Annotated in this window: 15 protein-coding genes; 14 read left to right on the top strand and 1 reads right to left on the bottom strand. The window is 48.5% G+C overall.

Annotation, left to right across the window (positions count from 1 at the left end; translation table 11 throughout):
• Positions 1-136 precede the first annotated feature (136 nt).
• From KNP81_RS14685 to rsmI, 9 genes are all read left to right on the top strand, one after another.
• Positions 137-1,558 carry an aminotransferase class I/II-fold pyridoxal phosphate-dependent enzyme gene (locus KNP81_RS14685; RefSeq protein WP_251129033.1) on the top strand — a complete coding sequence of 474 codons (1,422 nt, stop codon included), beginning with the start codon at positions 137-139 and terminating at the stop codon, positions 1,556-1,558.
• Positions 1,559-1,560: 2 nt separating this feature from the next.
• A complete protein-coding gene (gene tmk / locus KNP81_RS14680; RefSeq protein ID WP_214720463.1) occupies positions 1,561-2,199 on the top strand; it encodes a dTMP kinase in 639 nt (212 codons plus the stop codon).
• On the top strand, positions 2,199-2,528 hold the full coding sequence (locus KNP81_RS14675; RefSeq protein WP_029594397.1) for a cyclic-di-AMP receptor: 330 nt from the start codon (positions 2,199-2,201) through the stop codon (positions 2,526-2,528). The genes tmk and KNP81_RS14675 overlap by 1 nt, the downstream gene beginning before the upstream one ends.
• A complete protein-coding gene (locus tag KNP81_RS14670) occupies positions 2,528-3,538 on the top strand; it encodes a DNA polymerase III subunit delta' (protein ID WP_353048099.1) in 1,011 nt (336 codons plus the stop codon). The genes KNP81_RS14675 and KNP81_RS14670 overlap by 1 nt, the downstream gene beginning before the upstream one ends.
• A 6-nt stretch (positions 3,539-3,544) precedes the next feature.
• Positions 3,545-4,375: a PSP1 domain-containing protein gene (locus tag KNP81_RS14665; protein ID WP_021065761.1), complete on the top strand. Its 831-nt coding sequence runs from the start codon at positions 3,545-3,547 to the stop codon at positions 4,373-4,375.
• A gap of 23 nt (positions 4,376-4,398) precedes the next feature.
• Positions 4,399-4,734, top strand: coding sequence for a DNA replication initiation control protein YabA (gene yabA, locus KNP81_RS14660; RefSeq protein ID WP_021065760.1), 336 nt, complete (start codon positions 4,399-4,401; stop codon positions 4,732-4,734).
• Between the two features lie 65 nt (positions 4,735-4,799).
• Complete coding sequence (locus KNP81_RS14655) at positions 4,800-5,534, top strand: tRNA1(Val) (adenine(37)-N6)-methyltransferase (RefSeq protein ID WP_214720461.1); 735 nt, start codon at positions 4,800-4,802, stop codon at positions 5,532-5,534.
• Positions 5,527-5,805, top strand: coding sequence for a GIY-YIG nuclease family protein (locus KNP81_RS14650; RefSeq protein ID WP_214720460.1), 279 nt, complete (start codon positions 5,527-5,529; stop codon positions 5,803-5,805). Before KNP81_RS14655 ends, KNP81_RS14650 begins: the two co-directional genes overlap by 8 nt.
• The gene (rsmI, locus tag KNP81_RS14645) at positions 5,777-6,646 is read left to right on the top strand and encodes a 16S rRNA (cytidine(1402)-2'-O)-methyltransferase (protein ID WP_214720459.1); all 870 of its coding nucleotides are present in this window, start codon (positions 5,777-5,779) and stop codon (positions 6,644-6,646) included. Before KNP81_RS14650 ends, rsmI begins: the two co-directional genes overlap by 29 nt.
• Before the next feature lie 16 nt (positions 6,647-6,662).
• Here the strand turns inward: rsmI and KNP81_RS14640 are convergent, their stop codons facing one another.
• Positions 6,663-6,956: a transition state genes transcriptional regulator AbrB gene (locus KNP81_RS14640; protein WP_012727742.1), complete on the bottom strand. Its 294-nt coding sequence runs from the start codon at positions 6,954-6,956 to the stop codon at positions 6,663-6,665.
• 328 nt (positions 6,957-7,284) lie between these two features.
• On the opposite strand from KNP81_RS14640, the gene metG reads away from it, so the two are divergent.
• Genes metG through rsmA form a run of 5 tightly spaced genes read left to right on the top strand, consistent with a single transcriptional unit; the run spans position 7,285 to position 12,805 of the window.
• Complete coding sequence (gene metG / locus KNP81_RS14635) at positions 7,285-9,246, top strand: methionine--tRNA ligase (RefSeq protein WP_214720458.1); 1,962 nt, start codon at positions 7,285-7,287, stop codon at positions 9,244-9,246.
• Between the two features lie 53 nt (positions 9,247-9,299).
• Entirely contained in the window at positions 9,300-10,067 is a 768-nt protein-coding gene (locus KNP81_RS14630) for a TatD family hydrolase (protein ID WP_214720457.1), read from the top strand.
• A 14-nt stretch (positions 10,068-10,081) separates the two neighbouring features.
• On the top strand, positions 10,082-11,377 hold the full coding sequence (locus tag KNP81_RS14625; RefSeq protein ID WP_353048098.1) for a ubiquitin-like domain-containing protein: 1,296 nt from the start codon (positions 10,082-10,084) through the stop codon (positions 11,375-11,377).
• Positions 11,370-11,930 (top strand): ribonuclease M5, encoded by a 561-nt coding sequence (gene rnmV / locus KNP81_RS14620; protein ID WP_214720455.1) that lies wholly within the window; start codon positions 11,370-11,372, stop codon positions 11,928-11,930. Before KNP81_RS14625 ends, rnmV begins: the two co-directional genes overlap by 8 nt.
• Positions 11,927-12,805, top strand: a complete 879-nt coding sequence (rsmA, locus tag KNP81_RS14615) for a 16S rRNA (adenine(1518)-N(6)/adenine(1519)-N(6))-dimethyltransferase RsmA (protein ID WP_058765146.1) — start codon at positions 11,927-11,929, stop codon at positions 12,803-12,805. The genes rnmV and rsmA overlap by 4 nt, the downstream gene beginning before the upstream one ends.
• The last annotated feature ends 79 nt before the right edge of the window (positions 12,806-12,884 follow it).

The raw sequence follows: 12,884 nt of genomic DNA, 5'->3' as shown, positions 1-12,884 counted from the left end.
GCGCCGAAAGTAGTTGGGGGTCTCCCCCTGTGAGGATAGGACGTTGCCAGGCCAACGCGAAAGACGATCAAGCATCCGCTTGATCGTCTCTTTTTGTATATAAGTCGCATCTATTTCGGATAGGAAGGTTGCCTATATGACTCGAAAACCTAAACATAATCCTTTCACATTTATGGAAACATTGGAGCAACATGTACGCGAAGATCGTGTCTCTTTTCATGTACCTGGTCATCACAATGGAACAGTAAGAGATGAGAAACTTCCGACTGTATTCCAAAAAATAATGCCATACGATTTAACAGAACTCGGACACTTGGATGATTTACACCATGCTGAAGGTATTATTCTAGAAGGAGAGAGGGCACTAGGATCTCTTTATCAAAGTAAAAGTAAATGGTTAGTGAATGGGTCAACGGCGGGAAACTGGAGTCTGTTGGCAGCAACTGTGAAACGGGGAGAACGAGTATATGTACAACGTAATTCCCACAAATCCGTGTGGAACGCCATTGAGTGGCTCGGTTTAGAACCCATTTTACTCACTCCTGAATTAGATAGGGGGAGCAGTTTACCGACTGTCGTCGCATTAGAAACAATTCAAGATGCTGTCACGCAGTACCCAGGTGGGAAGGCCCTCCTACTGACATCTCCTACTTATTACGGAGACATGGCAAACATCCCGGAGATCAGTGCTTATTTGCGTCCGTTGCATATTCCTCTTTTAGTTGATGAAGCACATGGCGCTCATTTGATTCATCCTACATTTCCAAAGCGATCCGCTATCTTCGAAGGAGCTAGCGCCGTTGTCCAGTCTGCTCATAAAACCCTTCCAGCGCTCACGATGGGGGCATGGGTCCATTATAAGGAAGAGATTAATGAGAAACGTTTATTTCATGCACTCTCTTCTTTTCAAACGTCTAGTCCGTCTTATTTGATTATGGCTTCACTCGATTACGCTAGAGAGTATCTCGAAAATTTGAGTGAACGAGATTGGACACATATTCAAAAAAGTCATTTTGCATTCATCATGGAAATGAGACGTGCTGGCTTTTCAATCAAAGTGGGCGATGATTTTACCAAAATGACCTTGCTGACATATCCGAAAAATGGTCTCATCTTCAGTCAACATTTGGCGTCAATCGGTATTGATACGGAACTGGCTGCAGAAGATCATGTGTTATTCTGCCTGCCGTTAAGGGAATTAAAAAGCAAAGAGATTCAACATTGGGTGAAACTGATTAAAAATGCATCACAACACGTCCCACTCATAGTCGAAGATGAAACGATCTATCCTTACCCGATGACAGAACGTGTTTCGGTGTTGCATGCTATTTCAGATGATGCGGATATCATTCGCAAATCGTTTGAACAAGCAATAGGAGCCGTTGCTGCAGAAACCGTTATCCCTTATCCACCAGGAATTCCGTGGATACTAAGAGGAGAAGTCATCACACACGAGAAAATTAGAGTATTGAATGAATGGATTTCACTAGGACGGAACCTTCAAGCGAGCAGGCATGTTATGATGAAACAAATTGATGTTATCGTAGAGGAGTTTTAATCGTGAAAGGTATGTTTATTACTGTAGAAGGTCCCGACGGTTCGGGGAAAACCACGCAGTTGCAATTGTTAGTTCGTTCATTGACTGAAAAAGGATACGAAGTAGTCGTCACTCGAGAACCAGGAGGGACCAAAGTCGGAAACAGTATTCGAGAGGTCTTATTATCACCAGAACATGATGAAATGACCCCACGCGTCGAGATGATGCTGTATGCCGCGTCCCGTGCCCAAAACATCGATCAAGTGATTCGACCTGCCCTTAAACGAGGGGCGATTGTTGTGTGTGATCGATTTGTCGATGCCTCAATTGCCTATCAAGGATATGGGCTCCAATATGATTTGAATCAAATTCTATCACTGAACGAGTGGGCAACGGCCGGGATTAAACCCGATTTGACTTTCCTTTTTGATTTGACCCCTGATCAAGCGAGCCGTCGCATGAAAGATCGAGGTCAATTAGACCGTATCGAGAGCCGAGATGAGTCTTTCCATCAACGCGTATACGATGGGTTCAAAAAATTATTAGAACAACATCCGGATCGGATGGTTCGTATCGATGCGAACGCTACAATTGAAATGATTCAAGATGAAGTGTTAGATATTACGTTAGAACGATTACATGAAAGAGGAGTGACGCAATGATGAAGATGGTAATCGCGATTGTACATGATAAGGATAGTGCTCGGTTGTCAGATGCTTTAATCGAAGAGGACTTCCGCGCAACAAAATTAGCCACAACCGGAGGTTTTTTGAAAGAAGGTAACACAACGTTTATGATCGGTGTACCAAAAGAACGGTTAGACGATTTGCTCGCGCTAATCAAATCGAATTGTTCGAGCCGAGATCAAATGATCACGCCGATTTCACCGATGGGCGGTCACGCTGATTCATATATTCCGTATCCGGTAGAAGTACAAGTTGGCGGAGCGACGGTGTTCGTCTTGCCGATTGAAGGATTCCATCAGTTTTAATGGGAACGGTCACGAATATGAGCTTTCAAGATTTAGCGAAATCTCAAACGGTTATCGCCAAAGTGATTGAAAATTCGATTGTCGCTCAAAAGGTGGGTCACGCCTATATTTTCTCGGGAGATTATGAACCTTATTTAATTGAGACGGCGCAACTGTTTGCAAGATCCCTTTTTTGCGAGTCGCCTGACGGGGTAGAGCCGTGTGGCAGTTGTCGAAACTGTAGACGGATGGATTCGGGCAACCTCGTCGACTATATGGAAGTGGAACCGGATGGGGCCAGTATCAAAAAAGAACAAGTTCAACAATTGTTGAGCGACTTGTCGCTACGTGGAGCAGAAGGGGACCGTCAAATATATGTCATTCATCAAGCGCATAAAATGACACCTCAGGCGGCCAACAGTCTCTTAAAATTTTTCGAAGAACCGGGCGTTGGAAAACTGGCCATCTTGGTCACGACCCAGCCGCAACTCCTATTACCAACCATTCGCTCGCGGGCTCAGCATTTAGTGTTTCGACCGATTAATCGAGAACGGCTTGTGGAAACGTTGGTCGCAGACGTGCAATGTACGAGCGATTTAGCGCGTCTTGCTTTAGAGACATATCCGAAATTCGAAGACGCGCGTGAGGCGCTTCATAACGACTGGTTTGTACAGGCGTATGGGCTAGTGGTACAATTAGTTGAAGTATTGACAAAACGCCCGCAAGAATTGCTTTTATTTGCCCAAGAAAAATGGCTCGGTCATTTTAAAGGGCGGAATGAATTGCGAGTCGGTCTCGAGCTATTCGGAAATTGGTTGGAGCAAGCGCTCCACTTCAAAGTGCGAACAGACTATGTTCCGGAATTGTTTACGAAAGAACAGGCGCTATATACCACGTTTGTAAAAGATCGTCCGGTTCATAAAATCGTCCATGCTATTGAATCTGTCCATGAGGCGATTCGACGGCTTGAGGCAAACGTCAATCCTCAATTAACGTTCGAACGGTTAACGTTCGATTTGCAGAAAGGATAGGAGAGCGTGCTTGAAGTAGTCGGAGTCCGTTTTAAAGAAGCGGGAAAAATCTATTACTTTTCACCAGGCGAAGCAACGCTTGAACGTGGAGACCATGTCATCGTAGAGACGGTACGAGGCATCGAATACGGTGAAGTCGTCCAAGTTGGTAAGCAACTGGGTGAAGACGAAGTAGTATTGCCGTTAAAGACAATCCTTCGTGTCGCCGATCAAAAAGATGCCGAAATCGTTCAAGACAATCGATTGGCAGCATTTGACGCTCACGCCGTCTGTGAAGAAAAAATTCGTGAACATCGACTTGAAATGAAGTTAGTAGATGTTGAGTATACATTTGATCGTAATAAAGTCATCTTTTATTTCACGGCAGAGGGGCGCGTTGATTTTCGGGAACTCGTCAAAGATTTAGCAAGTGTGTTTCGCACCCGGATCGAACTCCGTCAAATTGGAGTTCGGGACGAAGCAAAACTGCTGAGCGGAATCGGGCCTTGTGGTCGTGTGTTGTGCTGCTCCTCGTTTTTAGGGGAATTTGAGCCGGTATCGATTAAAATGGCCAAGGATCAGAACTTATCCTTGAATCCGAATAAAATCTCCGGTGTGTGTGGTCGTCTCATGTGCTGTCTGAAATACGAGAATGATACGTATGAAGAATTGAAGCGGGACTTACCAGACGTCGGAAAACGAATCAAAATTCCAGAAGGTGACGGACGTGTCATCGGTCTCAATATCTTGGATCAATTGATTCAAGTCGAGTTGAATGATCGGACCCGTGTTGTGACGTATACAATCGACGAGCTCGTCGAGGTCGGTGCAGTCAAACGAAAACCGTCGAAACAGTGATGGGGTGCTGAGCAGTGGAAAGAATGGATAAAAAGGAAGTCATGATGCGGGTCGATGCGATCGAGCAACAAATGCAATTGTTGACGGAGCATTTAGGGGTGCTCAAAGAGCAACTCGCCTATTTGCTCGAAGAAAACCAACACATGTATCTCGAAAACCATCATTTGCGTGAAAAAGTGGAGCAACTTGCAGAAGTCGAGACGCCTGATGGAGATCCCCAAATTGCGTTGTCCGGAAAAGGACAGAACAATCTGGCGGCGTTATACCAAGAAGGATTTCACATTTGTAATTTGCACTATGGACAAGTCAGAAAAGACGGAGACTGTCTCTTCTGCATGTCGATGCTAAATAAACATTAATAAGGGGCGATAGACGGGGGTATTCCCGTCCGTCGCCTTTGTACGTTATGTAGGAGGGAAATGGCGTGACTGTTAAACAAGGTGAACGTCTTGATGATTTGTTAGGGCGTCCCGGCAAGATCATTCAAAGTGATGACGTTTTTTCATTTTCATTGGATGCCGTATTACTCGCCGAATTTGTATGGGTGCCGATTCAAAAAGGAAAGCTCGTCGATTTGTGCGCCGGCACGGGGGCGATTCCGCTCTTTTTATCATATCGAACGAAAGGGACGGTCACGGGTGTTGAAATCCAGCCTCGCCTCGTCGACATGGCCAATCGAAGCATTGCCATCAATGAGTTGGACGAGAGGCTCCACATCGTTGAAGGGGACGTGAAAACTGCTGCCAGTCTATTAGGTCATGCCCGTTACGATGTTGTCACATGCAATCCCCCTTATTTTTTGGCGAACGAGACATCGCTACGCAATCAAAATGAACATCATACGATTGCACGCCATGAAGTCCTTTGCACACTAGAAGACTGTATTCGTTCAGCCAGTCAACTTGTCAAACCGGGTGGCAAAGTGGCCTTCGTCCATCGTCCGGAGCGATTACTCGACATTCTGACGCTCATGCGGGCATATCGGATTGAACCAAAGCGAATGCAACTCGTTTATCCGAAGCAAGGTCGAGACGCGAACACATTGTTAATAGAGGGGTCGAAAGATGGAAAAGCAGGGCTCACAATCTTACCTCCGTTTATCGTTTATGAGGAAGATGACACGTATACGAGCAACATGCGGGCAATCCTCGATGCGTAAGTACTTTGCCTATATTCTCGAGTGCAACGATGGAACGTACTATACCGGTTATACGACGGACGTTGATAAGCGGATGAAAGTGCATAACAACGGCAAAGGTGCGAAATATACACGAGCTCGTCTCCCGGTGACGTTGCGATATGTCAGGTCGTTTGCGACCAAACGTGAAGCCATGCAGTACGAATGGTCCATCAAACAACTCACGCGGGCTCAAAAACAGCAATTGATGGAGGGAACGAGTAATGAACTCACAGAAAAGTTATCAGACTGATGGGCCCACGCTCTATGTTGTGCCGACGCCGATTGGAAATTTAGAAGACATGACGTATCGGGCGGTTCGAATTCTAGGAGAAGTTGATTTGATTGCGGCTGAAGACACGCGCCAAACGATGAAACTCTGTCGTCATTTCGGCATTGAGACGAAACTGGTCAGCTACCATGAGCATAATAAGCACGTGAGTGGCCCGCGCTTAATCGAAGATATTGAGGCGGGCAAGTCGGTCGCCGTGGTCTCAGACGCTGGCATGCCGGGTATTTCGGACCCTGGGAGTGACCTCGTGAGGTTGGCCATTCAAGCGAGGCTCCCCGTCGTCGTACTCCCTGGAGCGAACGCAGCGTTGACGGCTCTTGTCGCCTCTGGTCTTGCGACCGAGCGGTTTTTGTATTATGGATTCTTGCCCCGTAAAAAGAAAGAGCGGCTCGAGGTGTTGTCATCCTTACAATATGAACCGGGCACCATCATTTTTTATGAAGCGCCACATCGGTTAAAAGAGATGCTGACCGGGATTCTAGACGTATTCGGCAATCGGCAACTCGTTCTCGGACGAGAGTTGACGAAAACGTTTGAAGAGTTTTTACGAGGGACGGTAGAAGAAGCGCTTGTCTGGTGCGAAGGCGAAGTACGCGGCGAATTCGTCGTCATGGTGGAAGGATCGACGGAAGCGGCACCGACACACGATTGGTGGGAGGCGCTATCGCCCCTCGAGCACGTCGACCGTTACATTGAGGATGGCTTAAAACCAAACGCCGCCATTAAACAAGCCGCTAAAGAGCGGGGTCTGTCACGAAGTGAAGTGTATGACGCGTATCATCAAGTCGACAAAAAAGAGTAAGCAAGGAATCCCTTGCTTACTCTTCGCTGTAGTAGTTTTCGAGCATGTTTTTCAACTCGACGAGAACGCGTTGTGCGCCTTCCGGTGAAAGGATCAATTTACCGTCAGCCAACTTGAAGTTGTCATCCGATACTTCGCCCGTCACTTGGCAAGTCATGTTCGGTTTGTATTTTTTCAACACGATTTGATCGTTGTCGACGTAGATTTCAAGTGCATCTTTCTCAGCAATCCCGAGTGTGCGGCGCAATTCGATTGGAATGACGACACGACCGAGCTCATCAACTTTCCGTACGATACCTGTAGATTTCATTTTGTGTTTCCTCCTCCAATGGTGTCGAAATCTCTTGGTGACATGAGTCGTCAAAATTCGACAATGTTACTACAGCAAAAAGCATACTAAACTTTCCAATTGCAGTCAACTGCTTACTATTGGAAATCTACATTTTCGAAAAATGACGATGTAGGAGCAATATATACCTAAAATTCCCCGAAAGTTAGGACCTGAAACAAAGAAAGGTTTTTTTTGGAACATATTTTATGAGATAACAACAAAAAATTCCAAACAATTGGTTTGGAAATTCTTTTGTCGAACCGTGTATAATGGAAATTGCAAATGTCGAAAGGATGGAGAACATACAATGGCGAAGCCTACTTTTTATATTACGACTCCGATTTACTATCCGAGTGCCAAACTACACATCGGTCACGCTTATACGACGGTGGCCGGCGATGCGATCGCGCGCTATAAGCGTTTGAAAGGTTTTGACGTTCGTTATTTGACGGGGACGGATGAACACGGTCAAAAGATTCAAGAAAAAGCGAAAGAAGCCGGTGTGACACCGCAAGCGTTCGTGGATGAAATTGTCAAAGACATCAAAGTGTTATGGGACCGTCTCGAAATCTCATATGATGACTACATCCGTACAACAGACGCACGCCACAAAGCTGTCGTCGAGCATGTGTTCGAGACGCTTCTTAAAAATGATGATATTTATCTAGGAGAGTATGAAGGTTGGTACTCGATTCCTGATGAGACGTATTATACGGAGTCTCAGCTCATCGACGGGAAGAGCCCGGACAGCGGTCACCCAGTCGAACTTGTACGCGAAGAGTGTTACTTTTTCCGTCTCAGCAAGTATGCGGATCGTTTGATTGAGTACTTCGAGTCGCACCCTGACTTCATCTTGCCAGAATCGCGTAAAACGGAGATGATCAACAACTTCTTGAAGCCGGGCCTTCAAGACTTGGCTGTCTCACGGACGACGTTTGACTGGGGTGTACAAGTCCCATCGAACCCGAAGCACGTCGTATATGTATGGGTCGATGCCCTCACGAACTATATCTCTGCCCTCGGCTACGGATCGGACAACGACGAGTTGTTCAACCGCTATTGGCCAGCCGACGTCCATTTGGTCGGAAAAGAGATCGTCCGGTTCCATACAATCATTTGGCCGGCGTTGCTCATGGCGCTTGACCTCCCGTTGCCGAAACAAGTTTTCGCGCATGGTTGGTTGCTCATGAAAGACGGCAAAATGTCGAAATCAAAAGGCAACGTCGTTGACCCGATTCCACTCATCGACCGTTACGGACTCGACTCGCTCCGCTACTATCTTCTTCGTGAAGTTCCATTCGGAGCAGACGGCACGTTCACACCGGAAGCGTTCGTTGATCGCTTGAACTTTGATCTTGCGAACGACCTCGGAAACCTGCTCAACCGGACCGTGGCCATGATTAAGAAGTATTTTGATGGCGAAATCCCTGCTTATGCGGGTAATGTGACGGAGTTCGATGCCTCGTTGCTTCAAGTCGTCAACGAGACGACAGAGAAGACGGAAGCGGCCATGGAGCACATGGAGTTTTCAGTCGCGCTCACAAGCATCTGGCAACTCGTCAGCCGTGCCAATAAATACATTGACGAGACACAACCGTGGGTCCTTGCGAAGGATGAAACGAAACGAGACGAACTGGCGTCGGTGATGACTCACCTCGCCGGCGTGCTCCGTCACGTCGCGGTCATGATTCAACCGTTCATGACACGGGCGCCAAAAGAGATGTTCCGTCAGCTCGGTCTCGAAGGAGAAGATATGTCATGGGAAGCACTCGATACGTTCGCGGCGTTCGATGGAGCCTTCGTCACAGACGGGACACCGATTTTCCCGCGTCGTGACGTCAAAGAAGAAGTCGATGCGATTCAAGAGATGATGCGTCAAGCTTCGCAAGCACGCGTCGAAGAAGCCGAAGTGGAAGCGGGCGAGATCGAAGATGAGGACGTGCGTCCAGAAATCACGATTGACGTCTTTGATCAAGTCGAGTTCCGTGTCGGTCAAATCATCGAAGCCGATAAAATCAAGAAGGCGAAGAAGTTGTTGAAACTTCAAGTCGACCTTGGCGGGGAGACGCGTCAAATCGTCTCGGGTATCGCGGAATGGTATGCGCCGGAAGACTTGGTTGGCAAGAAAGTCATCGTTGTGGCCAACTTGAAGCCGGTCAAACTGCGTGGCGAGTTGTCACAAGGGATGATTTTAGCGGCTGATAAAGACGGCAAGCTTGAACTTGCGACCGTATCTGAGAATATGCCGAACGGGGCCATCGTCAAATAATCGTTTGGGGGAGACTTCGGTCTCCCTCTTTGTCTATACAAGGAGGAACCATCATGTTGATTGATACACACACACATATCAATGCAGAACAGTTCAATGAAGACGTCGAAGCGACGATTGAACGGGCTCGTGCTGCTGGCGTTTCCCCGATGCTCGTCGTCGGGTTCGACAATCCGACCATCACGCGTGCCGTCGAGCTCGCGGAAAAGTATGAAGACATTTACGCGATCGTTGGCTGGCACCCGGTCGACGCCGTCGATTGCACGGAGGCCGACTTGGCAAGAATCGAGACGTTGATGGATCACCCTAAAGTGATGGCGCTCGGGGAGATTGGGCTCGACTACCATTGGGACAAATCGCCTAAAGACGTCCAACAACGCGTGTTCCGGCAACAAATTGCCATCGCGAAACGGACGAATATGCCAATCGTGATTCACAATCGGGAAGCGACCGCGGACGTGCTCGATATTTTAGAGGAAGAACACGCCGAAGAGGTCGGTGGTGTGTTCCATAGTTACAGCATGTCCGTCGAATTGTTGGAGCGCTGTCTGCGTTTGAACTTCTATATTTCTCTTGGGGGACCAGTGACGTTCAAGAATGCGAAAGTACCGAAAGCGGTGGCACAACAAGTCCCGCTCAATCGACTCCTCGTCGAGACGGACTGTCCGTATTTAACGCCGACACCGTTCCGTGGCAAGCGGAACGAACCGGCTTACGTCACGTATGTCGCTGAAGAGATTGCATCGCTACGTGACATGTCTTACGACGCACTTGCCGAGGCGACGACCGCTAATGCGAAGCGCCTGTTCCGTCTTCCATGATGCTCAGACGGATCGTGTTAAGCGTCGGCGTCGTGGCCACCGCTGTGTTCGCTTATATGGCGATGCAACCAGAACCTGTCACCATCATCGATGACGGAGTGACGATGGTGCATGAAAGTCGGGGCGAGTCGGTGTTAGACGTGCTTGAAGAGACAGGGATTGTCGTTGACGAGTCAGACGTCGTGACACCGGCCTTGAGTGCGGATATTCCGCTCGACCGAGTTATTCAGATTGAGCGGGCCCGCACCGTCTCGCTACAAATTGGTTACGGACAAATCGAAACGATTGAGACGCGTGAACGAACTGTCGAAGACGTGTTGCTTCGTTATGGAGTGAGTGTCCGTGACGGGGACGATGTCTACCCGAGCGTCCGTACCCCGATTACATCGGGTATGACCATCCGGTATCAGCCTGTCGTCACCCTCGATGTCATTGTCGGCGATGAGGCAAAGACGGTTTATACGATGGCTCAAACTGTCGAGCAGGCGCTACAGGAGGCGAATGTGACGGTTTCTGACAAGGATACCGTCGAACCGGTTCTGGCGACACCAGTACGAGACGGGATGACAATCACGGTCAACGTGAGTCGAGACGTCGTGCAGTATGAGAATCGACTCATCCCATTTGAAATCGTCAGAAAAGAGGATGACACGCTTGCGCTCGGAGAAACCGAGGTTGTTCAAGTCGGTGTCCCTGGACTCGAACGGACGCGGTATGCACTGACAGTGGAAAATGGTACAATTACAAATCGGACCGAAACGAGCGTGGAAACGCTGCGAACCGTACGCCCTCAAATTATAAAACTTGGAACGAGAATCGTAGCTGAACCAGAGGCGAATCAAGAGACCGAGCAAGAACAAGAGGAGACGGCAACGACCGAACCGTCGAGCCCGTTTCGAGAGGAAGCAGAGATTAAAATCGAAGAGACGCCTCGAGCCGAGGATGTCTTAGATTTCACCTCTGCGAAACAGCTTCTCGTCGAGGCGACGGCGTATACGAACAATGCAGAAGATACAATTACGTTTGACGGCAGGGTACTGACGCGCAGCGGTTATGATGTGACGGACACGATTCTGTATGAAGGCATGCGAATCATCGCGGTCGATCCAGCCATCATCCCACTCGGCACACGCGTGTACGTTGAAGGGTTTGGGATGGCGATTGCCTTAGATACAGGCAGTGCCATCAAAGGCAATAAAATCGATGTGATGATGGACTCAAAAGAAGAGGCGGTGACGTTTGGGCGTCAGCCACTCACGATTTGGGTCATCCCGAAGCAAGAAGAGAAAGAAGGAACCGATGATGCGTGAAAAGATACAAGAAGTGATCGTCGTCGAAGGTCGAGACGACACGACGCGGCTACAGGAAGTATATGACGTCGATACGATTGAGACGAACGGGTCGGCCGTTTCGAAGCAAACCATCGAGCGAATCAAACGTGCCCAAGAGACACGAGGCGTGATTATTTTGACGGACCCGGATTATCCGGGTGACCGGATCCGGGCCATCGTCGAGGAGCAAGTCAAAGGGTGCAAGCATGCCTATCTCCCTCGAGCCGAAGCGAAAGACAAGCGCGGTAAAATCGGGGTCGAGCATGCTTCTCCAGCGACGATTCGCCGTGTGCTCGAAGCGTTGTATGAACAGCGGATTGAGACTGACATGCCGCTCGTCACCCGTCAGATGGTGCTCGAGGCCGATTTGATTGGCGGACCAGACGCGGCGCGGCGGCGCAAACGGCTCGGGGTGTTACTTCGCATTGGTGAACCGAACGCGAAACAGTTTGTGAAACGCGTGGAAGCGTTACGGGTCACGATTGAAGAATGGGAACGAGCACTGGCTCAGTTAGAGGAGGAAAATCATTGAAAGACATCGCCACAATTCAACGCACGAAATCAATTCTAGAACGTCACGGCTTCTCGTTTAAAAAGTCGCTTGGGCAGAACTTTTTAATCGATTTAAATATTTTGAATAAAATCGTGGACGCCGCGGAGCTGGGAGAGGCGAGCGGGGTGCTCGAAATCGGTCCCGGTATCGGGTCATTGACGGAACAGTCTGCCAAGCGGGCGAAGAAGGTCGTCGCCCTCGAAATCGACCAACGTCTGCTTCCGATTTTGGAAGACACGATGTCTCCTTATCCACACGTGCATGTCATCCACGGCGATGCGCTCGAGCTCGATATTCAAGCCATCGTCGAGCGTGAGTTTTTCAGTCAAGGCATCGAAGACATCTCGGTCGTGGCGAACTTGCCGTATTATGTGACGACGCCAATTATCATGCGTTTACTGGAAAGCCAAATCAAGTTCCGTTCACTCGTCATGATGATTCAAAAAGAGGTTGCCGAGCGGATTGGAGCGAAGCCTGGTACGAAAGCATACGGCTCTCTCTCGATTGCAATTCAATATTACGCAGAGGCGAACGTAAGCTTTATCGTCCCGAAAAGTGTGTTCATGCCGGCTCCGAACGTCGATTCAGCGGTCATCACGTTGAAGATGCGTCCCAAACCGGCGGTCGACGTGAAAGATGAAGCCTTCTTTTTCGAGATTGCCCGTGCCAGTTTCGCGCAACGTCGGAAAACGATCTTGAATAACTTGACGAACCACCTGGGCAAAGATAAAAAAATGGAAATCGAACGTCTCTTGGGTGAGGCTGAAATCGATCCAAAACGGCGAGGCGAAACGCTTTCGCTTGAAGAGTTTGCCCGGTTAGCGGACACAATTTTACCACTTAAAAACAGTTGACGACCGGATAGCGAATCGATATAATATTAATCTTTATTTTCATTTCTGAATGTGTTATACTTGTAACAGTGAGGTGAAG

The organism is Exiguobacterium sp. s149, assembly GCF_018618395.1.
GTDB lineage: Bacteria > Bacillota > Bacilli > Exiguobacteriales > Exiguobacteriaceae > Exiguobacterium > Exiguobacterium chiriqhucha.
This window is presented reverse-complemented; position numbering and strand designations above follow the sequence as displayed.

What these genes read in the sequence shown, in the direction of transcription:
- KNP81_RS14685 (WP_251129033.1), top strand. Translation starts at nt 137, where the DNA reads ATGACTCGAAAACCTAAACATAATCCTTTCACATTTATGGAAACATTG.
- KNP81_RS14675 (WP_029594397.1), top strand. Translation starts at nt 2,199, where the DNA reads ATGAAGATGGTAATCGCGATTGTACATGATAAGGATAGTGCTCGGTTG.
- KNP81_RS14670 (WP_353048099.1), top strand. Translation starts at nt 2,528, where the DNA reads ATGGGAACGGTCACGAATATGAGCTTTCAAGATTTAGCGAAATCTCAA.
- yabA (WP_021065760.1), top strand. Translation starts at nt 4,399, where the DNA reads ATGGATAAAAAGGAAGTCATGATGCGGGTCGATGCGATCGAGCAACAA.
- KNP81_RS14650 (WP_214720460.1), top strand. Translation starts at nt 5,527, where the DNA reads ATGCGTAAGTACTTTGCCTATATTCTCGAGTGCAACGATGGAACGTAC.
- rsmI (WP_214720459.1), top strand. Translation starts at nt 5,777, where the DNA reads ATGAACTCACAGAAAAGTTATCAGACTGATGGGCCCACGCTCTATGTT.
- KNP81_RS14640 (WP_012727742.1), bottom strand. Translation starts at nt 6,956, where the DNA reads ATGAAATCTACAGGTATCGTACGGAAAGTTGATGAGCTCGGTCGTGTC.
- metG (WP_214720458.1), top strand. Translation starts at nt 7,285, where the DNA reads ATGGCGAAGCCTACTTTTTATATTACGACTCCGATTTACTATCCGAGT.
- KNP81_RS14630 (WP_214720457.1), top strand. Translation starts at nt 9,300, where the DNA reads ATGTTGATTGATACACACACACATATCAATGCAGAACAGTTCAATGAA.
- rnmV (WP_214720455.1), top strand. Translation starts at nt 11,370, where the DNA reads ATGCGTGAAAAGATACAAGAAGTGATCGTCGTCGAAGGTCGAGACGAC.